General features: G+C 65.0%; 27 protein-coding genes. 13 read left to right on the top strand and 14 right to left on the bottom strand.

Annotation, left to right across the window (positions count from 1 at the left end; translation table 11 throughout):
- Positions 1–7: 7 nt before the first annotated feature.
- Entirely contained in the window at positions 8–1,339 is a 1,332-nt protein-coding gene (locus tag N511_RS0118785; RefSeq protein WP_027680684.1) for an MFS transporter, read from the top strand.
- A 49-nt stretch (positions 1,340–1,388) separates the two neighbouring features.
- Here N511_RS0118785 and N511_RS24365 read toward each other — a convergent pair whose 3' ends face one another.
- Complete coding sequence (locus N511_RS24365; RefSeq protein WP_037027225.1) at positions 1,389–2,141, bottom strand: oxidoreductase; 753 nt, start codon at positions 2,139–2,141, stop codon at positions 1,389–1,391.
- Positions 2,142–2,452: 311 nt separating this feature from the next.
- Here N511_RS24365 and N511_RS0118775 point away from each other — a divergent pair, with 311 nt between their 5' ends.
- Entirely contained in the window at positions 2,453–2,737 is a 285-nt protein-coding gene (locus tag N511_RS0118775) for an HU family DNA-binding protein (RefSeq protein WP_003272088.1), read from the top strand.
- 98 nt (positions 2,738–2,835) lie between these two features.
- Here the strand turns inward: N511_RS0118775 and N511_RS0118770 are convergent, their stop codons facing one another.
- The 7 genes from N511_RS0118770 to N511_RS0118740 form a co-directional block, all read right to left on the bottom strand.
- A complete protein-coding gene (locus N511_RS0118770; RefSeq protein ID WP_027680683.1) occupies positions 2,836–3,414 on the bottom strand; it encodes a HutD/Ves family protein in 579 nt (192 codons plus the stop codon).
- A complete protein-coding gene (gene hutG / locus N511_RS0118765) occupies positions 3,411–4,370 on the bottom strand; it encodes a formimidoylglutamase (RefSeq protein WP_027680682.1) in 960 nt (319 codons plus the stop codon). Before hutG ends, N511_RS0118770 begins: the two co-directional genes overlap by 4 nt.
- The gene (locus N511_RS0118760; protein ID WP_037027147.1) at positions 4,367–5,167 is read right to left on the bottom strand and encodes an amino acid ABC transporter ATP-binding protein; all 801 of its coding nucleotides are present in this window, start codon (positions 5,165–5,167) and stop codon (positions 4,367–4,369) included. Before N511_RS0118760 ends, hutG begins: the two co-directional genes overlap by 4 nt.
- Complete coding sequence (locus N511_RS0118755) at positions 5,164–5,832, bottom strand: amino acid ABC transporter permease (protein ID WP_012762742.1); 669 nt, start codon at positions 5,830–5,832, stop codon at positions 5,164–5,166. The genes N511_RS0118760 and N511_RS0118755 overlap by 4 nt, the downstream gene beginning before the upstream one ends.
- An 18-nt stretch (positions 5,833–5,850) precedes the next feature.
- Positions 5,851–6,615 carry a glutamine ABC transporter substrate-binding protein gene (locus N511_RS0118750; RefSeq protein ID WP_027680680.1) on the bottom strand — a complete coding sequence of 255 codons (765 nt, stop codon included), beginning with the start codon at positions 6,613–6,615 and terminating at the stop codon, positions 5,851–5,853.
- 61 nt (positions 6,616–6,676) lie between these two features.
- Positions 6,677–7,447 (bottom strand): IclR family transcriptional regulator, encoded by a 771-nt coding sequence (locus N511_RS0118745; protein WP_027680679.1) that lies wholly within the window; start codon positions 7,445–7,447, stop codon positions 6,677–6,679.
- A gap of 109 nt (positions 7,448–7,556) precedes the next feature.
- On the bottom strand, positions 7,557–8,069 hold the full coding sequence (locus tag N511_RS0118740; RefSeq protein WP_027680678.1) for a hypothetical protein: 513 nt from the start codon (positions 8,067–8,069) through the stop codon (positions 7,557–7,559).
- A 254-nt stretch (positions 8,070–8,323) separates the two neighbouring features.
- Here N511_RS0118740 and N511_RS0118735 point away from each other — a divergent pair, with 254 nt between their 5' ends.
- The 3 genes from N511_RS0118735 to N511_RS0118725 all read left to right on the top strand — a co-directional run bounded on the left by N511_RS0118735 (position 8,324) and on the right by N511_RS0118725 (position 10,668).
- On the top strand, positions 8,324–8,869 hold the full coding sequence (locus N511_RS0118735; RefSeq protein WP_027680677.1) for an ester cyclase: 546 nt from the start codon (positions 8,324–8,326) through the stop codon (positions 8,867–8,869).
- A gap of 146 nt (positions 8,870–9,015) precedes the next feature.
- Positions 9,016–9,945: a DUF2167 domain-containing protein gene (locus N511_RS0118730; protein WP_027680676.1), complete on the top strand. Its 930-nt coding sequence runs from the start codon at positions 9,016–9,018 to the stop codon at positions 9,943–9,945.
- A gap of 3 nt (positions 9,946–9,948) precedes the next feature.
- Complete coding sequence (locus N511_RS0118725; protein ID WP_027680675.1) at positions 9,949–10,668, top strand: site-2 protease family protein; 720 nt, start codon at positions 9,949–9,951, stop codon at positions 10,666–10,668.
- A gap of 52 nt (positions 10,669–10,720) precedes the next feature.
- Here N511_RS0118725 and sodB read toward each other — a convergent pair whose 3' ends face one another.
- Both sodB and xseA read right to left on the bottom strand, forming a co-directional pair.
- A complete protein-coding gene (gene sodB, locus N511_RS0118720; protein WP_009241368.1) occupies positions 10,721–11,299 on the bottom strand; it encodes a superoxide dismutase [Fe] in 579 nt (192 codons plus the stop codon).
- Positions 11,300–11,446: 147 nt separating this feature from the next.
- Positions 11,447–12,856 carry an exodeoxyribonuclease VII large subunit gene (gene xseA / locus N511_RS0118715; RefSeq protein WP_027680674.1) on the bottom strand — a complete coding sequence of 470 codons (1,410 nt, stop codon included), beginning with the start codon at positions 12,854–12,856 and terminating at the stop codon, positions 11,447–11,449.
- A gap of 1,070 nt (positions 12,857–13,926) precedes the next feature.
- On the opposite strand from xseA, the gene N511_RS0118710 reads away from it, so the two are divergent.
- The 7 genes from N511_RS0118710 to N511_RS0118680 all read left to right on the top strand — a co-directional run bounded on the left by N511_RS0118710 (position 13,927) and on the right by N511_RS0118680 (position 19,092).
- Entirely contained in the window at positions 13,927–14,547 is a 621-nt protein-coding gene (locus tag N511_RS0118710; protein ID WP_027680673.1) for a MotA/TolQ/ExbB proton channel family protein, read from the top strand.
- Positions 14,548–14,575: 28 nt separating this feature from the next.
- The gene (locus N511_RS0118705) at positions 14,576–15,004 is read left to right on the top strand and encodes an ExbD/TolR family protein (protein WP_004631807.1); all 429 of its coding nucleotides are present in this window, start codon (positions 14,576–14,578) and stop codon (positions 15,002–15,004) included.
- A 27-nt stretch (positions 15,005–15,031) separates the two neighbouring features.
- Positions 15,032–16,081: a tetraacyldisaccharide 4'-kinase gene (gene lpxK / locus N511_RS0118700; RefSeq protein ID WP_027680672.1), complete on the top strand. Its 1,050-nt coding sequence runs from the start codon at positions 15,032–15,034 to the stop codon at positions 16,079–16,081.
- A gap of 70 nt (positions 16,082–16,151) precedes the next feature.
- Positions 16,152–16,340, top strand: a complete 189-nt coding sequence (locus N511_RS0118695) for a Trm112 family protein (protein ID WP_004631803.1) — start codon at positions 16,152–16,154, stop codon at positions 16,338–16,340.
- Positions 16,341–16,356: 16 nt separating this feature from the next.
- Positions 16,357–17,163 (top strand): 3-deoxy-manno-octulosonate cytidylyltransferase, encoded by an 807-nt coding sequence (gene kdsB, locus N511_RS0118690; protein ID WP_027680671.1) that lies wholly within the window; start codon positions 16,357–16,359, stop codon positions 17,161–17,163.
- A 345-nt stretch (positions 17,164–17,508) separates the two neighbouring features.
- Positions 17,509–18,177, top strand: a complete 669-nt coding sequence (gene adk / locus N511_RS0118685; RefSeq protein ID WP_027680670.1) for an adenylate kinase — start codon at positions 17,509–17,511, stop codon at positions 18,175–18,177.
- Positions 18,178–18,333: 156 nt separating this feature from the next.
- The gene (locus tag N511_RS0118680) at positions 18,334–19,092 is read left to right on the top strand and encodes a 3-hydroxyacyl-CoA dehydrogenase (RefSeq protein ID WP_027680669.1); all 759 of its coding nucleotides are present in this window, start codon (positions 18,334–18,336) and stop codon (positions 19,090–19,092) included.
- Positions 19,093–19,106: 14 nt separating this feature from the next.
- On the opposite strand, the gene N511_RS0118675 is transcribed toward N511_RS0118680, so the two are convergent.
- Positions 19,107–20,000, bottom strand: a complete 894-nt coding sequence (locus N511_RS0118675) for a LysR family transcriptional regulator (RefSeq protein ID WP_027680668.1) — start codon at positions 19,998–20,000, stop codon at positions 19,107–19,109.
- Positions 20,001–20,119: 119 nt separating this feature from the next.
- Between N511_RS0118675 and N511_RS0118670 the strand changes: the two genes are divergently transcribed.
- On the top strand, positions 20,120–21,151 hold the full coding sequence (locus tag N511_RS0118670; RefSeq protein ID WP_027680667.1) for a bile acid:sodium symporter family protein: 1,032 nt from the start codon (positions 20,120–20,122) through the stop codon (positions 21,149–21,151).
- On the opposite strand, the gene N511_RS0118665 is transcribed toward N511_RS0118670, so the two are convergent.
- The 3 genes from N511_RS0118665 to tsaE are packed head-to-tail and all read right to left on the bottom strand — an operon-like array spanning position 21,152 to position 23,796.
- On the bottom strand, positions 21,152–21,697 hold the full coding sequence (locus N511_RS0118665; protein ID WP_027680666.1) for a GNAT family N-acetyltransferase: 546 nt from the start codon (positions 21,695–21,697) through the stop codon (positions 21,152–21,154).
- A gap of 3 nt (positions 21,698–21,700) precedes the next feature.
- A complete protein-coding gene (locus tag N511_RS0118660) occupies positions 21,701–23,224 on the bottom strand; it encodes an N-acetylmuramoyl-L-alanine amidase (RefSeq protein ID WP_027680665.1) in 1,524 nt (507 codons plus the stop codon).
- On the bottom strand, positions 23,218–23,796 hold the full coding sequence (gene tsaE / locus N511_RS0118655; protein WP_027680664.1) for a tRNA (adenosine(37)-N6)-threonylcarbamoyltransferase complex ATPase subunit type 1 TsaE: 579 nt from the start codon (positions 23,794–23,796) through the stop codon (positions 23,218–23,220). The genes N511_RS0118660 and tsaE overlap by 7 nt, the downstream gene beginning before the upstream one ends.
- Between the last annotated feature and the right edge of the window lie 12 nt (positions 23,797–23,808).

Below are 23,808 nucleotides of genomic sequence, written 5' to 3'. Positions count from 1 at the left end.
CACATCCATGCAAGCCACGGCAGCGCCTACTCAAGGCGATCGGGCACCGGCACCGGCCATCTCTGCGGCCACCCGACGCAAGGCCATCATCGCCGCCACGATCGGCAACGGCCTCGAATGGTTCGACTTTACGGTCTACAGCTTTTTCGCCGTCATCATCGCCAAGCTGTTCTTCCCCACCGGCAATGACTTCACCTCGTTCATGTTGACGGTCGCCACGTTTGGCGTGGGATTCTTCATGCGCCCGGTTGGCGCCGTCGTGCTGGGCATCTACGCCGACCGCGTCGGCCGCAAGGCTGCACTCACGCTCACCATCATGCTGATGGCGATCGGCACGGCCATCATCGGCCTTGCACCGACGTACGCGCAAATCGGTATCGGCGCGCCCATCCTGATCGTGATCGCACGACTCATCCAGGGCTTCTCGGCCGGCGGTGAAGTCGGGGGCGCCACGGCGTTCCTGATCGAGTATTCACCGGACGAACGGCGCGGCTATTTCGCCAGCTGGCAGCAAGCGAGCCAGGGCATCTCGTTCATCCTCGGTGCCGCCATGGGCGCGATCGTCACGAACGGTTTGTCGCCGGAACAGATCGATGCATGGGGCTGGCGCATTCCGTTCCTGTTCGGTCTGCTGATCGGGCCGGTCGGCATGTACATCCGCTCGCACCTGCATGAACCGCCCGCCTTTGAAGCGCAGAAGGCGAAGGCCGCGAAGGAATCGCGCCTGGCACCGCTGTCGCAAGTGCTGCGCGATCATCCGCGCGAAGTGCTCGGCGGCCTGGGCGTGACGATTCTCTGGACGGTCTGCACCTACACGCTGGTGTTCTACATGCCGACGTATGCGAAGCAACAGCTCGGTCTGCCGCTGGGCGCGACGTTCCAGTCGACGGCGCTGTGCGGCGCGATCATCTTCGTGCTGTGCCCGCTCATGGGCACGCTGTCCGATCGCATCGGCCGCAAACGCATGCTCGGCACGGTGGCGCTCATCATCGCGGCGGCAGCGTATCCGCTCTTCCACTGGCTCAACGTCCACCCGACGGTGCAGACGCTGCTGCAGGTGCAGGTGATCCTGGGTGTGTTGCTGGCGGCGTTCACGGGCCCGGCTCCCGCCGTGCTGGCCGAGCAGTTTCCGACGGCGGTGCGCTCCACCGGCCTGTCGATCTCGTACAACCTGGCGGTCACCATCTTCGGTGGTTTTGCCCCGCTGATCGTCACGTGGTTGATTGCGAGTTCCGGCAGCAAGCTCGCACCGTCGTACTACGTGATGGCCGCTGCCATCATCAGCGTGTTTGCGCTGTCGCTGATGCATGACCGCACGGGCAAGCCGATCGAAAAATAATCGTCTGAAATAGAGTCAGGCGAAATACGCTCGAACAACGGCCGGTGGATCACCCCACCGGCCGTTCGTCTTCTGCGGCCAGCAATGCCGCGTTCTCCAGCACCCGAACACCCGGCGCATCCACCCGCGCTGCCGTGACGAGCGCAGCCGCTACCGATTCCGCCGACACCGGCCGCCACGTCCGGGGCACCATCCATCCGATTGCGCGCGACACGCCTTGCGCAACGCGTTCACCGGGCCGGAATTCTGCGCGCGTGCCGAGCAGCAGCGAAGGCCGCACCACCGTCACCGACGGAAAGCCGATCGACAGGATTTCTGCCTCCACCTCGCCCTTGCAGCGGTTGTAGAAAACGCGCGAGCGCGCATCGGCGCCCAGCGCGCTCACCAGCAGAAAATGATGCGCGCCGGCGGCAAACGCGCGCCGCGCCAATTCCACCGGATACTCGACATCAACGCGCCGGAATGCCGCCTGGGAACCGGCCTGCCGGATGGTCGTGCCGAGCGCGCAGATGACGATATCGGCGGCAAACGCAGGCTGCGTTTCTGGGGCATCGAGGTGGTCGAAGTCGACCACGCATTCGCGCAATCGACCGGGCGCCGCGTGCCCTGCTGTCAAGGCCCCGCGCCGGCGCACAAGGGCCGTCACGCTGCCAGCCCAAGGCTGCGCGACGAGCCGACGCACCACCGCACGGCCCACCAGCCCGTTGGCGCCGGCCACCAGAACGGACGGCCCGCGCGGTTGCTCCGGCGCTTCGCCGCTGGCCGCGAAGCCTTGTCCGACAGGCATTTGCGCACTCGACATGATGTTCTCCATGAAGTTGGCACAGGCGCTGGAACACAGTGTACGGCGTCCGGCGAACCGGTTCTTTGCCGTGCCGCCTGCGCGCTTTCGGTGCGTTCGTCACGTGAAGAACGCTGGCGGAAATGCAAACAAACCGTGTCGATATCAGGTGTTTCCCGGATGCCCGCCCGCAAACCCATACGGGGCAAGTGTCGGCTGCAAGCAACGGCCCGCAAACCCTTGCAGTTAGGGGATGTGCAACCCTTCGCAACGGTGATATAAAACGGGTCGCAGTACAACGCTGTCCAACAAACCTGAAGTGGGGAACTGACATGACGACCAAATCCGAACTCGTAGCCGCCATTGCGAAAGACGCTGAACTGAGCAACGCCGCCGCCGAGCGCGCGCTGAACTCCGCGCTGGAAAACATCAAGAAGACCGTCGCCAAGGGCGGCACCATCACGCTGGTTGGCTTCGGTTCGTTCTCGTCGGGCAAGCGTGCAGCACGCACCGGCCGCAACCCGCGCACCGGCGAAGCCATCAAGATCCCGGCAACCAAGACCGTGAAGTTCACGGCTGGCAAGGGTTTCAAGGACGCCGTGAACAAGAAGAAGTAAGAGTCTTCTGCCGAGCCCGGCATGCGTGCCTGGCCGGGAGACTTGCAAGGGACCCTACGGGGTCCCTTTTCTTTTGGCGTGTTTGATCTGGCGCAACATCAGCCGACCGGCCACAGGGCCACCAAGTAACCGACCGAGCCGACACGCGCGACAACCGTGTCGGCATCGCCCTCTGCATCGAGCCAGGCCGCGGCGCCCTGCGGGATATCCTCAGCGCCGATCGACAACACGCCGTGCACGCAATACACCAGCCATTGCATGCCCGCATGCAAGCGCGGCAGTGAACGACGCTCACCGGCCGCCAGCGCGATGGCCTCGGCGTGATGCGCCCAGGCGTCGCGCCGCGTCATCACGTTGAAATCCGACAGCGGCGCATCCAGCGTGGCATGCACATCGGCCTCACCGGGAAAGCGTGCGGGCGCTTCGCCGGGCGCCAGCGTCACCGCCTCGGCATCGGCGCGATGCATCGTCAGCCGGCCGCCCGCAATCACCGCCAGCGAACGGTCCATGCCGGCAAAACGCGAGAACGGCCCGGCCGCATCCACCTGCGCCGTGCTGACGCGCCAGTCGAAATTGTCGAGCGTGGCGCCAGCCGGCGCGATGGCGATTTCGGTCGTCACACCGCCGCCGTTCTTCCACGGCATGCGGCGCATTGCATCTGCAGGAATCAGTTTCATGAACGGCGCAACAAGTGATACGCCAGACGCGCCGCCACACGCACGGTGCGGCGATCCTGGTCGTATTCGGGGTTGGTTTCGGCGATGTCGGCCACGCGCACCTTGCCGGTGACGCAAACATGCTGCACCAGGGCTTCGAGCACCGGCAGCGTGATGCCGTAGGCCGCAGGCGCGGACACGCCGGGCGCCACGGCGGCGGCCAGCACATCCATGTCGATGGTCAGGTAGACGTGATCGGCATCAGCCAGCCATGCATCGAGATCCGCCATGCGCGCATCGAGGTGCCGCTCCTGCACGTCGGTGTCTTCAACGTAGTGCGCGTGCAGTGCGTCGGCGCGGTCGAACAGCGCGGGCGTGTTCGACAGACGGCTGACACCGAGGCAGCAATACGTCAGGTCGATACCGTGCGCAGCACAGTCTTCGGCGATCTGGTCGAACGGCGTGCCGGAGTTGCCGGGCCGGCTCGTGCGCAGGTCGAAATGCGCATCGAAATTGACGACCGCAAGACGCCCGCGCCAGCCTTGCTTCTGCCAATGCTGGCGCAGGCCCTGGTACGTGCCGAACGCCACCTCGTGGCCGCCGCCGAGCACCACCGGCCGCGCACCGGCATCCAGCAGCGCGCACACGCTATTGCCAAGCGCAGCTTGCGCGCGTTCCAGATCGCCATCGTCACACGTGACATCACCCGCGTCGGCAAGCACCGAGAGGCCATGCGCGGGCACGTTGGCCAAGGCACGGCGGATTTCGCGCGGGCCCTGCGCAGCACCGGCGCGGCCGTGGTTGCGCACCACGCCGGCATCGCACGCAAAACCCAGCAACGCGGGCGTGCCGGACAATGTCGTCGCATCAGCCGATTGCACGACCTGGAACAGGCGCGTCACGTCACCGCGTTCACCGGTGTCGTCACGCCCCTGCCAGATGGAAGCATCGAACGTTGCAGCTTCAGTCATCGTCATGCGCGTGTCAGCACCGCTTGCAGGAACGAACGCGTGCGCGCTTCCTTGGGCTCGCCGAAGATGACCGACGGCGGCCCGGCTTCGACGATGCCGCCGCCGTCCATCACCACGACCACATCGGCCACTTCGCGCGCGAAACCCATCTCGTGCGTGACGACCAGCATCGTCATGCCTTCCTTGGCGAGCAGCTTCATCACTTGCAGTACTTCGCCAACGAGTTCCGGATCAAGCGCGGAGGTCGGCTCGTCGAACAGCATCACCTTGGGCCGCATCGCCAGCGCACGGGCAATGGCCACGCGCTGCTTCTGTCCGCCCGACAGACTTGCTGGCATCGCGTCGGCCTTGTGCGCCAGGCCCACTTTCTGCAGCAGCTCGCGCGCTTCCGTCTCTGCTTCGTGCTTCGACTTGCCGCTCAGCATGCGCGGGCCAACGGTGACGTTGTGCAGCACTGAAAGATGCGGGAACAGGTTGAACGACTGGAACACCATGCCGACCTGCTGGCGCAGCTGATTCAACTCGCCGTCGGGCAGCAGCTTGCCGTTGTCGATCAGGCGATTGCCGCAGATGTCGATGGTGCCGCCTTCGGCTGTTTCGAGCCCGTTGCAGCAGCGCAGGAACGTGCTCTTGCCCGAGCCGCTGGGGCCGATGACGACCACCACCTGCGAGGCGTCGACATCAAAGTCGATGCCCTTGAGCACGGTGTGATCGCCATACGATTTGGTGAGCCCGCGGATCTGGATCATGGGAACATCCAGCGCCGATTTGAGCGTTTGCAGGTTCGCATTCGTCATGTTCATTGCACCATGCCTCCCGCACGGATGTTGCGCTCAAGACGGTGCAGCAGATAGCTGGCGGCACTCGTCAGCACCAGATACACCAGCGCAATCGCCAGGTACACCTCCAGCGAGCGATACGACACGCTGATGATCTTCTGCCCTTCGTGCATCAGGTCATGGATCGTCAGCAGCGACACCAGCGCCGAGTTCTTGATCAGTGCGATGAACTCGTTGCCCAGCGGCGGAATCATCCGCACCACGGCCTGCGGCAGGATGATTGCGCGCATCGACTGCGCCGACGACATGCCGATCGAGCGTGCCGCCTCCATCTGCCCGCGATCCACCGACTGGATCGCGCCGCGCACGATTTCCGACACATACGCGCCCGAATACACGCCCAGCCCCAGCACGCCGCACACAAACGCCGGCAGCAGAATGTCGAACTGCGGCAGCCCGAAGAACAGCAGGAAGAGCTGCACCAGCAGCGGCGTGCCGCGGATGAACGTCACGTACACCGTGCAGATGCCGTAGATGAATCGGCGGCGCGGGTTCAACCGCCCGATGCCGATCAGGAGGCCCAGCACGCAGCCGAGCACCAGCGCCGCGGCCGTCACCTCAACGGTGACGAGCGCACCGCGCAGGATGTCGTGCCAGCCGGCCCAGACGGGGGAAAAATCCAGTTCCATCAGCGTGTCCGTCTGTCGTTACTTGGCGGCGGCGCCAAACCACTTCTTGACGATCTGGTCGTACGTGCCGTCGGCCTTGATCTTCTCCAGCGCGGCGTTCAGCGCCTTGGTCAGTTCAGGCTGATCACGGCGCACGGCGATGCCGTATTCCTCGGTGGTGAGCGCCGGCTCAACCAGACGCAGACCAGGGCGTGCCTTCACGTAGTACGCGGCAGCGGGGCGGCCCGTAACTGCGGCATCGGCGCGGCCGATCTCAACGAGGTTGAACATCTCGTTGTTCTTCTCGACTTCCACGCGCTCGACCTTCGGGTAGTTCTCGCGCAGGTAGTTGACCGACTTGGTACCCACCTGCACGCTCACCTTCTTACCATTCAGGTCAGCCGGCGTCTTGATGGCCGTGTTGCCTTGCTTGACCAGCGCGACCAGGCCGCCGTGGTAGTACGGCACGGTGAAGTCGACCACCTTCTTGCGCTCTTCCGTGATGTAGATGCCCGAGATGGCCACGTCGAAGCGGCGCGAGATCAGACCCGGCACGAGTCCCTTGAAGTCGATGTCGGTCCACTCGACCGGACGGCCCATGGTGCGGGCCAGCGCGTCGATCAGGTCCACATCAAAGCCGGTGCGCTTGCCGTTTTCGACAAACTCCATCGGCGCGAACGTCGCGTCGGTGGCGACGCGCAGCGGCTCCCCAGCAGCGTGCGCAGCGGTTGCGAAAGACGCCGCAGCGGACAACGCCACGGCACAAGCCAGCATCGAATGCATGAAGTGACGACGATTCCCCATGAGTGGTCTCCTTGTGTGATGCATGTGGGGTGAGAAAAAAAGAACCGGAAAAATCGAAAATTCAGAGGTCCTGCAATCGCGCAGAAATGGACGCAGCCGCTGCAACGGTCATATCAATCAGGCGGTGCTCCTTGCCGCGCACGCGCGTTGCGGGCGCCATCAACGTAATGGAGCCGAGCGCGTGGCCGGGCAGCCGGAACACCGGCACGCTCACGCCCCAGACGCCGGGGTCGACCTCGCCTTCGGACAGCGCGTAGCCCGCGGCGCGAATGTCGGAGAGTTCAGCTTGCAGTTGCGCCTGAGTGTCGGCATCGATAGCCAGCAGATCGGCGAGGATGGCGCGCGCCGCTGCGGGCGGCATGAAGGCGAGCAACGACTTGGCAGAGGCGCCGGCCAGCAGCGGCACGCCACGCCCTTTTTCGAACGAGCAGCGCAGCGACTGCTGGCTCTCGACCATTTCCAGGCAGACGGCCTGATCCTTGACGGCCACGACCAATCCCACGGATTCGCCCGACTCGGCCACCAGCTTGGCCATGCCGATGCGCGCTTCCTGCACGAGGTGCGAGGCGTGGTCGAAACCGAGTGCGAGCTGCAGGCTGATCGGGCCCGGGGCATAGGTGCCGGCCGATTCCAGCACAAAGCCCCAGCGCTTGAGCATCGCCACCTGGCGGTACAACGTGCTCTGCGGCAGGCCGGTCAGTTCGACCAGCTCGCGCGCGGCAACCGGGCGACCGTGGCGCGCGATGGTGGCGAGCACCATCAGCACGCGGTCCGATCCGCTCGTGGCGGCAGCGGATTGTGCTGGCGAAGGGGCCAAGCCCGGCTCGGTCATCGCGAAACTCCGTCGAGTGATGTTGCGACGGAGAATGCGACGATTTTCTCAATTCATCAATTCAACATTCCCATTGGACGGGAATACATTGCGAATTCGGTATTTACACCTAGGACGCATCGGTCACATTTCCGGCGCCTTCGTCCAATCGCGCTTCCAGAAACGCGACGACGGCGTGGGCCGATGCCTCGCTGCGGCAGGTCGTCAGCGCGGCGTACAGCGGTGCGGCCAGGCCGTTGAGAAAGTCGATGGGCGCGTCCGGACCTTCGGCGAGATAGCGCTGCAAAGCCGAGAAGGCGCCGGCCTGGCTCAGGCGCCAGTCCGCAATCGAGGCCTGCCGCACGTGGCGCGGCGCAGCCGGCACCGGCTTGGGCGGCTGGGGCGCGGTCTTGATGGGCGCGCGGCTTGCGACATGGCCGTCGGCAATCAGGCGCGCGAGGTCTTCGGCGCGGTCTTCGATATCGGGGCCGGCGCTGCTCAACTGCGCCAGGATGTCCGCCGCGCAGCGCTCGCCATTGACCAGCAGCAGGATCGCCCGCTGCCGATGCGTGACGTGCCCGCTGCGCGTTTGCAGCTCCTGCGTGCCGCGCTCCGTGCGCGACAGGATATGGCTCAGATCCACCGTCCCCTCCCTTGTTTTTATGTGTCTGTTCAATGAGAGGCCAGTCTAGAAAAACCTGGCGCGGCGCGGACCATTTGAACGCAGCTGGGCGCGCGATACCGACTATCACGTGCGCCGGATTGCGTTCGCGGCGAGGAGCGGCGTGGCGATCGATCATCAAATCCGGATTGAAACCAGATCGACTCACAGGCCCTTTATCGTCTGCGATTGGAAATCTACAGTGCAGCGCATTGCCACCCCAACGGAGTTTCACCATGTTCATCCGCCCCGCCCTGCTTGCCGCCGCCGCGCTCGCGCTGCCGATGGCGCTCGCCATCGCCCCGGCTGCAGCTGCGCCAACGTCCGATGCAGACCTCATCCGCCCGGACCACGTCGCCGCAGCGGACACGCCGCAGGCCGCGGCTGCCGTGCTCGCTGCGCGCCGCTACGCCACCTTCTGGCATACCGGCGATGCGCGCTATGCCACGGAAGCGCTGTCGCCTGCGTTTGTCGACCGCACACTGCCCGCCGGGCGCGTGCAGGGCACGCAAGGCCCACTCGATGCGTCCAAGGCGTTCCGCACGGCCGTGCCGGACATGCGCGTGGAGATCGAAGACATGGTCGTCGCCGGCGACCGCGTCTCGGTTCACCTGCGCTTTCGCGGACACTTCACCGGCGAGTTCGGCCGCACGCACGGGCAGAACCAGCCGATCGACTTCCAGGCTTTCGACCTGTACCGCATCGCCGACGGCAAGATCGCCGAAAACTGGCACCTGGAAGACAACCAGACGCTGCTGCGGCAGATGGGCCTTCAACCGTAATCCACACGGCTTCATTAACGCCCATTAACAGCCCTGCTCCCTGCGCCCGCTATGCTTCGGCCCAGCTTGCGAACCGCTGATGCGGCTGCCCAAGCGTCAGAAGAATCGAGCCAATCAACACACAAGAACATCTTCGGGAGAAGTCCATGGGAAAGGGGTTTCAGGGCGCATTGCGCGCCTGCGCGGGCGCGCTCGCCTGCGCAGCGGTGCTGGGCGCAACCAGCTTGGCGGGCGCTACGGCTGCCCACGCACAGCAGGCCAGCGATCGGCAACAGGAAATGAAGCAAGCCTGGGCCGCCGCCAAGGCCGCTGCGAAGGTCGGCCCCACGTCGATCGAACTGCGTGACCAGGCCACGCTCAAGATCGGCAAGGACGAGGTCTTCATTCCACAGCCGGCCGCGGGGCAGCTCATGCACGCCATGGGCAACAGCAACAACCCCGACATGCTCGGCCTCGTCATGCCCACCAGCGATGATGACGAATGGATGGTCGTCGCCAAGTACGAGGCATCGGGCTACATCAAGGACGACGACGCCCGCGACTGGAACGTCGACGACCTGTACAAATCGCTCAAGGAAGGCACCGCTGCCGCCAACGAAGAGCGTGAGAAGCGCGGCATCCCCGCACTGGAAATCCAGGGCTGGGTCGAGCGTCCGCACTATGACGCCGCCACGCACCGCCTGATCTGGTCGATGGCTGCACGCTCCAAGGGCCAGCCCGCTGATGACCCCGGCGCGGTCAACTACAACACCTATGCACTGGGCCGCGACGGCTACATCAGCCTGAACCTGATCACCGGCCGCAACCACGTCGACGCCGACAAACCCGCCGTGCAAAAGCTGCTCGCCGATCTCGATTTCAAAGACGGCAAGCGCTACACCGATTTCAACGCGAAGACCGACAAGGTGGCCGAGTACGGCCTGGCCGCGCTGGTCGGTGGCATCGCCGCCAAAAAGCTGGGCCTGTTCGCGGTGGTCGCCGCGTTCCTGGCGAAGTTCGCCAAGGTGGCGATCCTGGCGGTGGCAGGCTTTGGCGCCGCCATCGCCAAGTTCTTCAAGCGCAAGCCGAGCGCATAAGCCGTGGCCAAGCTGCTGATCCTGCTGTTTTCAGGGCTGAAGTTCGGCAAGCTGCTGACCACCGGCGGCACGATGCTGCTGTCGGTGGCGGCCTATGCCTTCGTGTTCGGCTGGCGCTATGCGGTAGGTTTCGTGGTGCTGCTGTTCATCCACGAGATGGGCCATTTCATGGCGGCACGCCAACGCGGGCTTGCCGTGGGAGCGCCCACCTTCATCCCCTTCGTGGGCGCGTGGATCGACCTGAAAGAGCAGCCGATGGATGTGGAAACCGAGGCCCATATCGGCCTGGCCGGCCCCGTCGCCGGCACGGTCGGCGCGATGCTCTGCTACGGGCTCGCGCGCTACACCGACAGCCAGCTGCTGCTGGCGCTGGCGTACGCGGGCTGCTTCCTCAACCTGTTCAACCTGATCCCGCTCTCACCGTTTGACGGCGGACGGATTACGGCGGTGCTGTCGCCGCGCATCTGGTTTCTGGGCGTGCCGGTGCTGGTGGCGCTGTTCGTCTGGCGGCCGAGTCCGATCCTGATCGTGATTGCGGTGCTGGCCGTGCCGCAGTTGATGAAGGCGTGGCGCTACGACCCACATGCGCCGGAAAACCGCGCGTACTACAGCATCTCGAACGAATCTCGCCTGACCTACACCGTGTATTACATCGGCCTGGTCGTCTTTCTGGCGATGATGAGCCACGAGCTGCACGACATGCTGGGCAGCGTGCGGGCATAAAAAAACCTCCGCTGGTGCGGAGGTTTTTTCTGAATCGCCGGAGCGAGTCGCCTTAGGCGAAGTTCTTGGCAACGAAGTCCCAGTTGACCAGGTTCCAGAACGCCTCGACGTACTTCGGACGGGCGTTGCGGTAGTCGATGTAGTAAGCGTGTTCCCACACGTCGCAGGTCAGCAGCGGCTTGGCGTCGGTCGTCAGCGGCGTGGCGGCATTGGAGGTCGACACCAGATCCAGCGAGCCGTCGGCCTTCTTCACCAGCCAGGCCCAGCCCGAACCGAACGTGCCGATGGCCGTCTTGGTGAACTCTTCCTTGAACTTGTCGAAGCTGCCCCACTTGGCGTTGATGGCGTCAGCCAGCGCGCCGGTCGGAGCGCCGCCGCCTTGCGGCTTCAGGCCGTTCCAGTAGAACGTGTGGTTCCAGACCTGTGCGGCGTTGTTGAACACACCGCCCGAGGACTTCTTGACGATGTCTTCCAGGCTCAGGTTCTCGAACTCGGTGCCCTTGATCAGGTTGTTCAGGTTCGTGACGTAGGTCTGGTGGTGCTTGCCGTAGTGGAACTCCAGCGTTTCCTTGGAGATGTGCGGCGCCAGAGCGTCTTGGGCGTACGGCAGCGGGGGGAGCGTGTGTTCCATTGTTCTTGCCTTCTGTGGGTTGTACAGGTTGGGAGCGACGATTGTAGGAGACTTGCAAAACCGGCGCAAACCGCAGGCTAAATAGTCGGAATACCCGCTAAACGCGTGCGGAATCGCGATCATTGCCGCTATAAGGTCATGCGCTGGTCACAGTTCGAGCTTCGGTTGCACGCGGGCGATTTCGATGTCGGCCGTGCCTTGCGCCAGCCGCGCCTCGATGCGCGCCCGGGCATGCAATGCGTTCGGATCGCGGATGGCATGGCCCTTGGCATCAAGCAGCACCGCATAACCGCGCTCCAGGGTGCGCTGCGGCGCCAGCAGTTCCAGGCCGGTGTGCTGACGCGCCAGGCGTTCGTGGGCGCGAGACAGCGTGTCTCGCATGACGCGTGCCAGCGTCGCTTCGGCTTGCTTAAGGCGCGTGCGCTCTCGCGTGGCGTCGGGGCGCGCCGCGGACAGGCGCATCGTCAGCAGACGCTGGAGATGTTCCGCGCGCTGCACGCGGCCGGTCAGGGCAAAGCGCAGACGGCCCTCCAGATGGGCGAGTTGGGTGCGGCGTTCGCGCATCTGCGCCTGCGGGCTGCGCAGGCGGCGCGCGAGCCAATCGACGGTCTGCGCGCGGCGATCGAGCTGCCGGCGGAACTGGGCAGACAGCGCATCCCAGTCACGCCCCACATCGCGCAGCATGCGTGCACGGTCCGGGCTGACCAGTTCAGCCGCGGCGGTGGGCGTGGGCGCGCGCACGTCGGCAACAAAGTCGACGATGGTCACATCCGTCTCGTGCCCGACGCCCGCTACGATGGGAATTTGCGATGCAGCCACCGCGCGCGCGACCGGTTCTTCGTTGAAGGCCCAGAGGTCTTCAATGCTGCCGCCGCCCCGGCACAGGATGACCACGTCGACCTCTGCCCGGGCATTGACCCGTTCCAGCATGGCGGCGATGCGCTCCGACGCCCCGGCACCCTGCACCGGCACGGGATACACCACCACCGGCACATGCGGCGCACGCCGGCGCAGCGTGGTCAGCACGTCGTGCAAGGCCGCCGCCTGCAGCGACGTCACCACGCCAATCGCGCGCGGATGCCGTGGCAGTGGCCGCTTGCGGTCGGCATCGAACAGGCCTTGCGCCTCCAGCGCGGCCTTCAGCCGCAGAAAGGCCTCGTATAGATTGCCCAGGCCGGCCCGGCGAATCGCTTCGACGCTCAATTGCAGTTCGCCACGCGCTTCGTACAACGTGACCAGCGCCCGCACTTCGACGGCCTCGCCTTCGCGCGGGGTGAAATCGGCGTACTGGTTGCGGCCCTTAAACATCACGCAGCGGATCTGCGCGCCTGTGTCCTTGAGCGAAAAATACCAATGGCCGCTGGCCGCGCGCGTGAAGTTGGAAATCTCGCCGCGCACCCAGCCCAGCGGAAAGTTGCGTTCGAGCAGCCCCGCAATGCGGCGATTGACGTCGCTGACGGTCAGCACATCCTGCGAGCCCCGATTCGGTGCAGCCGGGGCGGCAGCGGCGGCCGATGTGTCGGGGGCGGATGGGGCCGCAGGCGCGGAGGCATCCATCCAAAACGGTCGGCGGGAAGACGGCGGCGGGGTCATAAGTGGTGCGAGGAGCGCAAAACGATGAGGCTTCGGGGCGACATCTACCTTGAATAGGGGAGGCAACTCACGCGGAGTGGGCTACCTGTCCACAGCATAACGTGCTTGTCAAGCTTGACAGAGGTCAGGTGACGCGCTCTCTGCATTTTGGCGCAACCCCTTGATTTTTATGAAAAATCCGCCCATGTCAAAATTTCAGCAACGCAAGTAATTTCGTTCTGCGTCAAGCATTTAGCGCGAGCGCCCCAAGGATGTTCACAAAGTTATCCACAGCATCGCTGGAAAACCGTGGTGTGACGCCTGGGCAGTGGATAAATCGGCCGTCGATTCTCACACGTCCGAGGTGTGTCTCCACAGTTTTTCGCGGGAAACTTCGCTGCTCAATTTTTAAGCGCAACACCGAACACCGTTTTGAATCAGTCACTTAAGGTGCTTGTCCGGGCAATGTCCACAACCCGTCCACAAGACTGTCCCGTGTCGGTGTGGATTTCCTCACGGTTTTTCGAGGCGCACCCTCGTTTTCCACCAGATCGAGGCCAGAACCCTCGGTTGCTTCATTTTTAAGCAGGCCGTCGGACTTCCTTTCAGATCAAGCACTTAGCGTGCTTGTTGAGGCAATGTCCACAACCCATCCACAAGACTGTCCCGCAGCGGTGTGGATTACCCGCCGTTTTGCCGGGCCAGCGCGCGCTTTTTCATGGATGGCCCGCGAAAACGCCGGTTGCATATTTTTTAAGCAAGACCCCGAACACCCTTTCGTATCAAGCACTTAGTTTGCTTGTTCGGGCAATGTCCACAACCCGTCCACAAGACTGTCCCGCCTGCCTGTGGATTGCGCGGCCAGTCTCTTTCGTGACAGCGCGTTGACCGTCGCCCGCGCATGTCGCGATGCTGCGCCATCGTGTTGCCGAGGCAGGTCCGACGCGCTAGAGTGCTGCCTGTTTTTGCCGCAACGGACAGCGTTCGGGGACGCGGACGGCACGAGCACACCATCAGAATCACACTCCTTCCACAACGACAAAACGGGTTGTCCAGTGTTTTCCATCATTCAAGCCGCCGGCTGGCCGATCTGGCCGCTGTTGATCGCCTCGGTGCTCGCACTCGCGCTCATCATCGAACGCTTCGTCGCCCTGCAACGCAAGAAGATCATTCCGCCCAAGGTCTATGACGAGGCGCTGGCCGTCGCGCATCAGCGCCGCGCCACACCGGAAGTGGTGAACACGCTGGAACAGGGCTCGCCGCTGGGCCGCCTGCTGGCTGCTGCGCTGCGCCACGTGGTGCTGAATCCGAACACCTCGCGCGATGCCGCCAAGGAAGTGGTGGAAGAAGCCGGCCAGAACGTTGCCCACCGCCTGGAGCGCTATCTGAACGCGCTCGGCACGATTGCCTCGGTGGCGCCGCTGATGGGCCTGTTCGGCACGGTCGTCGGCATGATCGAGATCTTCGGCAGCCAGACGGCCGCGGGCACGAACCCGCAGGCGCTGGCGCACGGTATCTCGGTCGCGCTGTACAACACGGCGCTGGGCCTCGTGGTGGCCATCCCGACGCTGATCTTCTGGCGCTACTTCCGTGGCGTGGTGGACAACTACGTGGTCGAGCTGGAGCATCTGTCCACCACGTACCTCGACGCGATCCTGCCGCCGCGGCGCGGCTGATCCGGGCCACGCCTTACTGGAAACAGCCATGCGCTTCCGCCCGCGCCGTGCCCGCGAAGAGCCGGAGATCAACCTGATCCCGCTGATCGACGTGCTGCTCGTGATCCTCATCTTCCTGATGATCACGACCACGTATTCCCGCTACACCGAACTGAAGGTCAACCTGCCCACCGCCGAGGCTGAGAAAGCCACCGAGCGTCCGGGCCAGATCGTCGTGTCCGTCACCGCCAACGGCGTCTACTCTGTCGACAAGCAGGTGCTCGACACCCGAGATGTCACCAGCCTGGCCGATGCACTGCGCAATGCCGCAGGCAAGGCCGGCGGCCCCGAGCCCATCGTCATCGTCAACGCCGATGCGCAAGCCGCGCACCAAGCGGTGGTCAATGTCATGGAAGCCGCGCGAGTGGCCGGTCTTTCGCACCTGACCTTCGCCACGCAAACCGGCAACGCCCGTTAAGAGATCGCTTCTCAACCACCATCACGCATGCCCGTCGCCCAGCACCGTCTCGCCAGCTTCGTCACCCGCCAATGGCAGCAACGCGGCTGGTTTGCGTGGGTGATGTGGCCGCTGTCGTGGCTGTTTGGTGGGGTAAGCGCGCTGCGCCGGCTGCTGTTCCGCCTTGGCGTGCTGCGCTCGGTGCGGCTACCGATGCCGGTGGTGGTGATCGGCAATGTCACCGTGGGCGGCGCCGGCAAGACGCCCGCCGTGATTGCGCTGGCCTCGGCGCTGGCTGAAGCCGGCCTGCGCCCGGGCATCGTCTCGCGCGGCTACGGTGCGCAACTGAAGCATCCCCGCCCTGTGCGAGAACACTCCCGCGCAGAAGACGTCGGCGATGAACCGCTGCTGATCGCCCGCGCCACCGATCTGCCGGTGTGGGTCTTCCCCGACCGCGTGCTGTGCGCGCAGACGCTGCTGGCCTCGCACCCGGGCTGCAACGTGATCGTCTGCGACGACGGCCTGCAGCACTACCGCCTGCGCCGCGATATCGAAATCATCGTGTTCGACACGCGCATGGGGGGCAACGGCTTCCTGCTGCCCGCCGGCCCGCTGCGCGAACCGATGACGCGCCGCCGTGACGCCACGCTCATCAACGATCCGAACTACCGCGCCACACCGGACCGCCCGGACGTGTTCGGCATGCACCTCGAGCTGCAGGACGCCTACAACCTGGCCGACCCCGCGCTGCGCCGCCCGCTGACCCAGTTCGCCCGCATTGAAGGCGCGCAATTGCTGGCCGCGGCCGGCATCGGCAACCCGGAGCGCTTCTTCGCTTCGCTGCGCGCCGCCGGCCTCAAGCCGAGCACCCTGCAGCTGCCCGATCACTACGATTTCGCTGACAACCCGTTCACCGACAGCCACGCCGAGGTCATCCTGATCACCGAAAAGGATGCCGTAAAATGCGGCCATCTCGACGACCCGCGCATCTGGGTGGTGCCGACCACACCGGTGGTCGACGCCGCGCTGGTCGAACAGGTCTGCCAGCGCGTGCGCGCCCTGGCCGATCGCGCAACGCTCAAGGCAAGCGCACAATAACGCCACCCTTCCGCTGTACCGGCGCGCCGCCCTCCGCCTTGAGCGCGGCCGCCACGGAGCCTCTACCGCCATGGACAATCGCCTGCTGGAAATCCTCGTCTGCCCGTTGTGCAAGGGCACGCTGCAACACGACCGCGCCAACAACGAACTCATTTGCCACGTCGACAAGCTGGCCTACCCGATCCGCGATGGCATCCCCGTCATGCTGGCTGACGAAGCGCGCCAGACCGTGGAAGGCACGCCGGTCGATCCGGCCTGATACGAAGGTCGCCGCCATGTCGCACGCGCCGTTCATCGCTGTCATTCCCGCGCGGCTGGCGTCCACGCGTCTGCCCAACAAACCGCTGGCCGACATCGACGGCAAGCCGATGGTGGTGCGCGTGGCTGAACGCGCGCATCAGTCGTCCGCCGCACGCGTGGTGGTCGCCACCGATGCAGCGTCGGTCGCCGATGCCTGCATGCAGCATCACGTGGAAGCCGTGCTCACGCGCGCCGACCACGCCTCGGGCACCGACCGCCTGGCCGAAGTGGCCTCCGTGCTGGGTTTGCCCGATGACGCCATCGTCGTCAACGTGCAAGGCGACGAGCCGCTGATCGCACCGACGCTGATCGACAACGTGGCCGCGCATCTGCGCGACCATCCCGACTGCGCCATCGCCACCGCGGCGCATCCGATCCACGACCCGGCCGACGTGTTCAACCCGAATGTTGTCAAGGTCGTGCTCGACGCTGCCGAACGCGCACTGTTGTTCTCGCGCGCACCGCTGCCCTGGGCGCGCGATGCCTGGACGCCCGCCGTCATGGCGCGGTCCGTTGTGGAGCGCCCGTTGCCGGCCATGCCCGTGCTGCGCCATATCGGCATCTACGCGTACCGCGCCGGATTCCTGCGCCGCTTCCCGCAATTGGCCGCCGCCCCCATCGAACAGACGGAGCAGTTGGAACAGCTGCGCGCCATGTGGCACGGTGAACGCATTGCCGTGCTGACCACCGATGACGCTCCCGCCGCCGGGGTCGACACCCCCGAAGACCTCGCACGGGTGCGCGCGGCCTGGGGCGAGCTTCTTGCTCAGGATGGCCCCTGAGCCCGCATTTCTCTGAACTTTGCGTGCGGGGCTGCCAAAACCCCGTCCTCGCCATGGCATAATCGCGAGGACGACAAGCCGCATGACGGCGCCCACGCAGGCGCTACAGCGGCGACAGGGAGACAAATCGAGCCATGGGTGCCGCCGTCCGGCGGACGCCTGATTCCCCAGAGTCCGGTAAGGCTGGCGTCAACTTCGCCCGCTAGGCTGCCTGTTCGCGTCGATTGCGTCGCCATGGCTTGATCACCAGGCGTATTGGGAATCCGCCCTCTTGGACCGATTCCCAACGCGCTTCACTGAGCCTGACAGCGCGACAGGATTTGAAAACTTGAGGAACTCGTCACCATGCGGTTGATTCTGTTGGGCGCGCCCGGCGCCGGCAAAGGTACGCAAGCCAAATTCATCTGCGAAAAGTTCGGCATTCCGCAGATCTCCACCGGCGACATGCTGCGCGCGGCCGTCAAGGCAGGTACCCCGCTGGGTATCGAAGCAAAGAAGGTGATGGATGCCGGCGGCCTGGTGTCGGATGACATCATCATCGGCCTCGTGAAAGACCGCCTGCAACAACCCGACTGCAAGAACGGCTACCTGTTCGACGGCTTTCCGCGCACCATTCCGCAAGCGGAAGCCATGAAAGACGCCGCTGTGGCGATCGACTACGTGCTGGAAATCGACGTGCCGTTCGACGCCATCATCGAGCGCATGAGCGGCCGCCGCGTGCACGTGGCGTCGGGCCGCACGTACCACGTCAAGTACAACCCGCCCAAGACCGAAGGCGTGGATGACGAAACCGGCGAACCGCTGATCCAGCGCGACGACGACAAGGAAGAGACCGTGCGCAAGCGCCTGGACGTGTATGAGAACCAGACGCGTCCGCTGGTCGACTATTACTCGCAATGGGCCGCCAACGGCAACAGCGCCGCCAAGGTTGCGCCGCCGAAGTACCGCAAGATCAGCGGCGTGGGCAACGTCGATGAAATCACGGCTCGCGTATTCGGCGCGCTGCAGGACTGAGCGCACCCCGCAATACCCGCCACGAAAAAAGGCGCCTCGATCATGAGGCGCTTTTTTTTGCTCGTTCGCCGGCCGCTTCGCGCTAACATATGACGCTGAACTTGACGCGAACGTAAACGTCAAGTAACTCGCAAACAACACACAAGGAGACACGGCATGGAGATTCGCGATCAGGTATTCATCGTGACCGGCGGCGCGTCGGGACTGGGCGCAGGTACGGCACGGACGCTGGCCGAAGCGGGCGGCAAGGTGGTGATTGCAGACCTGAACGAGGCCGCCGGCACCGCGCTGGCGCAAGAACTGGGCGGCCGCTTCGTGCGCTGCGACGTCACGTCGGAAGCCGAGGGGCAGGCGGTGGTGGACGCCGCCACGTCGCTGGGCACGCTGCGCGGGCTGGTGAACTGCGCGGGTATCGCTACGGCGTCGCGCACGGTGGGCAAGACGGGGCCGCACCCGCTGGACCAATTTGCACGCGTGATCAACATCAACCTGATCGGCACGTTCAACATGATCCGCCTGGCAGCGACGGCCATGGCGGGCAACACACCCAATGCCGGCGGCGAGCGTGGCGTGATCATCAACACGGCATCGGTGGCGGCATTTGACGGGCAGATTGGCCAGGCGGCCTACGCGGCGTCCAAGGGCGGCGTGGTGGCGATGACACTGGCGATTGCGCGTGACCTGTCGCGCGACGGCATCCGGGTGATGACGATTGCACCGGGCATTTTCGAGACGCCGATGCTGCTTGGCATGCCGGCGGAAGTGCAGGACGCGCTGGGCAAGATGGTGCCGTTTCCGCCGCGCCTCGGTAAGCCGGCGGAATATGCGCAGCTCGCGCGCGCGATCGTCGAGAACCCGATGCTCAATGGCGAGACCATCCGCCTGGATGGCGCCATCCGCATGCAGCCGAAATAAGCGCGGTCAGGTCGTCAGGCGGCTGGCAGCGCCATCCGGCGGATCATCTGCCACGCTGCCTCGGCCGCCGGCGAAAGCGATCGGTCGTGTCGCCGCGCCAGCACAATGGCGCGCGTCTCCTTGGGCGACAGCGGCACCGCCACCAATGGCGACGAGGATGGCAGCGGCAACGACAGCGACGGCACCACACCCGCACCGATGCCCGCTTCCACCATCCCGAAGACCGCGCTGCTGTGGCCCATCTCCTGCGTAACATCAGGGTGAACGCCGTGGCGCAGGAAGATGCGGTCGATCAGCGGGCGACTGCCCGAGGCGTGATCGAGCAGGACGACCGCTGTGCGATGCAGGTCTTTCCACCGCACGCTGCTGCGCTGCGCGAATGGGTGATCCCTGCGACAGACCAGGCAGAACGGATCAATCAGCAGCGGCTCGGTCCACAGGCCTTCGGTATCGAGCGGCTCCACCACCACACCGAAATCGGCGCCGCCCGTGCGGATCAACTGCAGCGTGTCGACCTGCACGGAGTCACGCACGATCATGCGGATGTCTGGATAGCGCACCGCGCACTCGGCCACATACACCGGCATCAGCCGTGTCGACACGGTCGGGCTGGACGCCACCACCACGCGCCCGCGCCGTTGCTCGCCGACCTGGCGCGCCTGCTGCAACGTGTCGTCCAGATCGGCCACGAGGCGATCGAGCGCCGTCGCCAGCGAGCGCCCCACTTCCGTCAGCACGACTTCACGGGTGGTGCGATCGAGCAACTTCAGGCCCAGTTCGCCTTCCAGCTCCGAGATCGAACGGCTCACGGCCGGCTGCGTCAGGCCGATGGTGTCGCCCGCCCGGCTGAAGCTGTGCGCGCGTGCCACCGCGAGAAAGACGCGCAACTGGCGCAAGGTCACATTCATGCTGACGGCGTATGAATTGATTCGATCAATGCATTTGTATTCTAGATAGGGATGTTGTGCAATAGCGGCTATCCCGCCATCCAATCCGCGCCGTTACGTAATGGTGACCGCGCACGCACATGAAGATCCCGCTGTTATCTCCGCTGTTGTCCCAGATCGATGGGTTCATTCGCGCCATGCTGGTGATGGTCGCCCTGGCCCTTTTCTTCCCGGCGCTTGGCGCGAGCGACGGCCCGCTGCGGCTCGACATCGTCACCATCGTCGGCGTGTCGCTGGTGTTCTTCCTGCACGGCGCGGCGCTCTCGCGCGAGAAGATCGTCGAAGGCGCGCGCAACTGGCGTCTGCATCTGTTCGTGCAGAGCTGCACCTTCATCCTGTTTCCGCTGATCGGCGCGGTCATCCTGTTTGTCTGCAAGCCGTTCATTCCGGCTGAGCTGCTGCTGGGCGTGTTCTATCTGTGCGCGCTGCCGTCCACGGTGTCGTCGTCAGTGGCGATGACGGCCATGGCCAAGGGCAACGTGCCGGCCGCCATCTTCAACGCGACCATCTCGGGGCTGATCGGCATGATCGCCACGCCGCTGCTGATGAGCTTCGTGATCCAGGCGTCGGGCGCGGACTTGTCGGTCGGCAAGGCGCTGCTGGGCGTGGCCGAGCAACTGCTGCTGCCCTTCGTGCTGGGGCAGTTGCTGCGCCCGGTCATCGGCGGGTTCATCAACAAGCACAAGGCGATCATCAACAAGGTCGACCGCGCGGTGATCCTGCTGATCGTGTTCAACTCGTTTGCCGACTCGACCCACGCGGGTGTGTGGTCGAAGTATCCGTGGGAGACCATCGTGGCCGTGGCTGTCATGAGCGGCGCGCTGCTGTTCGTCGTGCTCGGTGCGACGACATGGCTGTCGCGGCGCGCCGGTTTCAGCCTGGCCGACGAAATCACCGCTGTGTTCTGCGGCTCGAAGAAGAGCTTGGCGAACGGCGTGCCGATGGCGAAGATCCTGTTTGCCGGCAACCCGGCGCTGGGCCTGATCGTTCTGCCGCTGATGATTTATCACCAGCTGCAGCTGATCGTGTGCTCGACGCTGGCGCGCAGGTATGCGGATCGCGTTGCCCACGCCGAGGCCAGCGCAGGCGTCCCGGCAAGCCGCGCGGCTTGATCAAGGCAAGCGCGTCAGGCCCGCGAATTCCGCTTCCGGCCAGTGGTAGGTGCGCACCCAAGCGTGGCCGCCATCGGCCGTCTCCAGCCAGTCCCGGCTGACCGACACACCGCCCAGGGCTTTGTAGAAGCCGATCGCAGCGGTGTTCGCCTCGTACACCAGCAGATGCAACTGCGTGATGCCCTGAGCGGCGGTCCAACGCGCCGCTTCGCCCATCAGACGCTTGCCGACACCATGGCCGCGTGAGGCTGGCAGCAGATGCAGGTTATCGACGAACGCACCCAAGGGCGTGCCGTTTTCACGCAGGGCGCACAGAAAACCGATGGTCTGGCCGTCCAGATCGGCACACCACACCTGCTGTCCGGCCACGGCTGCGGCCATGCGTTCACGCCATTTCGCCTGGATGTCGGTCGCTGCGCGGCTATCGAGATACGCGTCCGACAAAACGCCCAGCCCGCGGTACGCGCTTTGCCAGCTGCGCGTATGAATGTCGGCGATGGTGCCGGCGTCGGATGCACTGCCTTCGCGCAACACGAGCGTCGTCATGCCTCAGACGCCCGGGTTGCGCGACAGCGGCGGGTTCTTGGCGAAGTACGCCCGAATGCCGCGCAGGATGGCGTCGGCAAGCTGGTTCTGGTGACCCAGGTCGTTGAGCTTGGCCTCTTCCTCCGGGTTGGAGATGAAGGCCGTCTCGACCAGGATCGACGGAATGTCCGGCGCCTTGAGCACCGCAAAGCCCGCCTGCTCGACCTGCCCCTTGTGCAGCCGATTGATGCCGCCAATCTGGTCCAGCACCGCCTTGCCGACCTTCATGCTGTCGGTGATCTGCGCGGTGGTCGACAGATCCAGCAGCACGCGCGTGACCTGCGCGTCTTTCGAGCCGAGATTCGCCCCGCCGATCATGTCGGCCGCGTTTTCCTTGTTGGCAAGCCACTTGGCCTGCGCGCTCGAAGCGCCGCGATCGGACAACACGAACACCGAGGCCCCGCGCGCCTCCGGTGAGAGAAAGGCATCGGCGTGGATGGAGACGAACAGGTCCGCCTGCACGCGGCGCGCCTTCTGCACGCGCACGCCCAGCGGGACGAAGTAGTCGGAATCGCGCGTCATCATGGCGCGCATGTTGGGCTGAGCGTCGATCTTGGCCTTGAGCATGCGGGCGATCGATAGCACCACGTCTTTCTCGTGCGTGCCGGCACCGCCCGTGGCGCCTGGATCTTCTCCGCCATGGCCGGGGTCGATGGCGACGGTAAGCAGGCGGCGCATGCGCGGGCCGTTTGAGGGCGTGCGCGGCACAGGTTGTTCGGGAACGATCTCCAGCGGCGGCGTGTTCGGCGCGTTGGCGAGCGTCGACGGAGGATTCATTGACGTCGAAGGCGGCGTCTTGCGAGGCGGTGTGCGGCTGGCAAGTGCCGGAGCTTGCGGCTCTTCGATCGCTGGCTTGGTGGAGCTTGCGCCGCTGTCGCGGCGTGCCAGCGCGGCGATCGGGTCATCGTCATCCGACGGCGTCGGCATCGGCGTACCGCCTGACGCGGCAAAGCGCTCCTGCTTGCCCTCGGTGGCCTGCACGAGCTGCATCAGCGGGTCGGGCGGGTTGGTCGGGTACAGGTCGAACACAAGCCGGTTGCGATAGCCAGCAATCGGCAGCAACGTGAACACCTGCGGGTTGACGCTTTCCTTCAGGTCGAACACCAGGCGCACGACGCTCGGCCGGTTCTGGCCCACGCGCACCTGGCGGATGTACGGATCGTTCGGCGCAATCTTGGCCACCAACTCGCGCAAGGTCGGGTTCAGGTCGAGCCCGTCGATGTCGACCATCAGACGATCCGGATCCTTGATGAGCTGATGCGTGGCCTTGAGCGCGACGTCGGATTCGATCGTCACGCGCGTGTAGTCCTCGGCGGGCCACACGCGCACCGCGACGATGTTGGCGCCGCGTGCAATCTGCGGGCCCACCAGGCTCAGGATGACCGTGCCCGCGCCGGCCTTCGCCATGCGCGTGAGCCATTGGCGGCGGGCCTGGCTCGGCAGGTTGGGATCATCCGGTTGGTCGGTCGGCAGATGCTTGATCAGCATGGGAACAGGTGTTGCAACGACTGTAGAAGTTGAAGGCCGGTCTGCGTGCGTGCGCTCAGACGGGCTGCGCGCGGTGCATGCTCAACGCCGTCATCGTAGGTTTCGTGCACAACGTCGACCGATAAAGCGATGTGCAGGTCGGGCGTACCGAGCAGCGCCTGCGCCTTCTCGGGCCATTCGACCAGGCACAACGCGGGTTCGGCAAAACAGTCACGGAACCCGGCATCGGTCCACTCTTCGGGATCGGCAAAGCGGTACAGGTCGAAGTGATAGACCTTCTGCGTGCCAGTGGTTCCGGCCACGTCGTACGGCTCGACCAGCGTATAGGTGGGGCTGCGCACGCGTCCGGTGTGCCCGAGGCCGCGCAGGATGGCCCGCGACAGCGTCGTCTTGCCCGCGCCCAGATCGCCGGAAAGCTGCACCTGCACGGGCCGCGGACCCAATGCCAGCACGGCCTGCGCGAGTGCCGCGCCAAAGGCCGACGTGGCCGCTTCATCGGTGAGCGAAAGCGTGCGCTCAGCGAGCGGAGGGGTCAGACCAGAAGGCGCGTCAGCAGGGAGCACGGTGGGCATTGCGTACAATTT

The sequence above is a fragment of the Ralstonia sp. UNC404CL21Col genome (assembly GCF_000620465.1).
Lineage (GTDB): Bacteria > Pseudomonadota > Gammaproteobacteria > Burkholderiales > Burkholderiaceae > Ralstonia > Ralstonia flatus.
This window is presented reverse-complemented; position numbering and strand designations above follow the sequence as displayed.

What these genes read in the sequence shown, in the direction of transcription:
- N511_RS0118785 (WP_027680684.1), top strand. Translation starts at nt 8, where the DNA reads ATGCAAGCCACGGCAGCGCCTACTCAAGGCGATCGGGCACCGGCACCG.
- N511_RS24365 (WP_037027225.1), bottom strand. Translation starts at nt 2,141, where the DNA reads ATGTCGAGTGCGCAAATGCCTGTCGGACAAGGCTTCGCGGCCAGCGGC.
- N511_RS0118775 (WP_003272088.1), top strand. Translation starts at nt 2,453, where the DNA reads ATGACGACCAAATCCGAACTCGTAGCCGCCATTGCGAAAGACGCTGAA.
- N511_RS0118770 (WP_027680683.1), bottom strand. Translation starts at nt 3,414, where the DNA reads ATGAAACTGATTCCTGCAGATGCAATGCGCCGCATGCCGTGGAAGAAC.
- hutG (WP_027680682.1), bottom strand. Translation starts at nt 4,370, where the DNA reads ATGACGATGACTGAAGCTGCAACGTTCGATGCTTCCATCTGGCAGGGG.
- N511_RS0118760 (WP_037027147.1), bottom strand. Translation starts at nt 5,167, where the DNA reads ATGAACATGACGAATGCGAACCTGCAAACGCTCAAATCGGCGCTGGAT.
- N511_RS0118755 (WP_012762742.1), bottom strand. Translation starts at nt 5,832, where the DNA reads ATGGAACTGGATTTTTCCCCCGTCTGGGCCGGCTGGCACGACATCCTG.
- N511_RS0118750 (WP_027680680.1), bottom strand. Translation starts at nt 6,615, where the DNA reads ATGGGGAATCGTCGTCACTTCATGCATTCGATGCTGGCTTGTGCCGTG.
- N511_RS0118745 (WP_027680679.1), bottom strand. Translation starts at nt 7,447, where the DNA reads ATGACCGAGCCGGGCTTGGCCCCTTCGCCAGCACAATCCGCTGCCGCC.
- N511_RS0118735 (WP_027680677.1), top strand. Translation starts at nt 8,324, where the DNA reads ATGTTCATCCGCCCCGCCCTGCTTGCCGCCGCCGCGCTCGCGCTGCCG.
- N511_RS0118730 (WP_027680676.1), top strand. Translation starts at nt 9,016, where the DNA reads ATGGGAAAGGGGTTTCAGGGCGCATTGCGCGCCTGCGCGGGCGCGCTC.
- sodB (WP_009241368.1), bottom strand. Translation starts at nt 11,299, where the DNA reads ATGGAACACACGCTCCCCCCGCTGCCGTACGCCCAAGACGCTCTGGCG.
- xseA (WP_027680674.1), bottom strand. Translation starts at nt 12,856, where the DNA reads ATGGATGCCTCCGCGCCTGCGGCCCCATCCGCCCCCGACACATCGGCC.
- N511_RS0118705 (WP_004631807.1), top strand. Translation starts at nt 14,576, where the DNA reads ATGCGCTTCCGCCCGCGCCGTGCCCGCGAAGAGCCGGAGATCAACCTG.
- lpxK (WP_027680672.1), top strand. Translation starts at nt 15,032, where the DNA reads ATGCCCGTCGCCCAGCACCGTCTCGCCAGCTTCGTCACCCGCCAATGG.
- N511_RS0118695 (WP_004631803.1), top strand. Translation starts at nt 16,152, where the DNA reads ATGGACAATCGCCTGCTGGAAATCCTCGTCTGCCCGTTGTGCAAGGGC.
- kdsB (WP_027680671.1), top strand. Translation starts at nt 16,357, where the DNA reads ATGTCGCACGCGCCGTTCATCGCTGTCATTCCCGCGCGGCTGGCGTCC.
- adk (WP_027680670.1), top strand. Translation starts at nt 17,509, where the DNA reads ATGCGGTTGATTCTGTTGGGCGCGCCCGGCGCCGGCAAAGGTACGCAA.
- N511_RS0118680 (WP_027680669.1), top strand. Translation starts at nt 18,334, where the DNA reads ATGGAGATTCGCGATCAGGTATTCATCGTGACCGGCGGCGCGTCGGGA.
- N511_RS0118675 (WP_027680668.1), bottom strand. Translation starts at nt 20,000, where the DNA reads ATGAATGTGACCTTGCGCCAGTTGCGCGTCTTTCTCGCGGTGGCACGC.
- N511_RS0118670 (WP_027680667.1), top strand. Translation starts at nt 20,120, where the DNA reads ATGAAGATCCCGCTGTTATCTCCGCTGTTGTCCCAGATCGATGGGTTC.
- N511_RS0118665 (WP_027680666.1), bottom strand. Translation starts at nt 21,697, where the DNA reads ATGACGACGCTCGTGTTGCGCGAAGGCAGTGCATCCGACGCCGGCACC.
- N511_RS0118660 (WP_027680665.1), bottom strand. Translation starts at nt 23,224, where the DNA reads ATGCTGATCAAGCATCTGCCGACCGACCAACCGGATGATCCCAACCTG.
- tsaE (WP_027680664.1), bottom strand. Translation starts at nt 23,796, where the DNA reads ATGCCCACCGTGCTCCCTGCTGACGCGCCTTCTGGTCTGACCCCTCCG.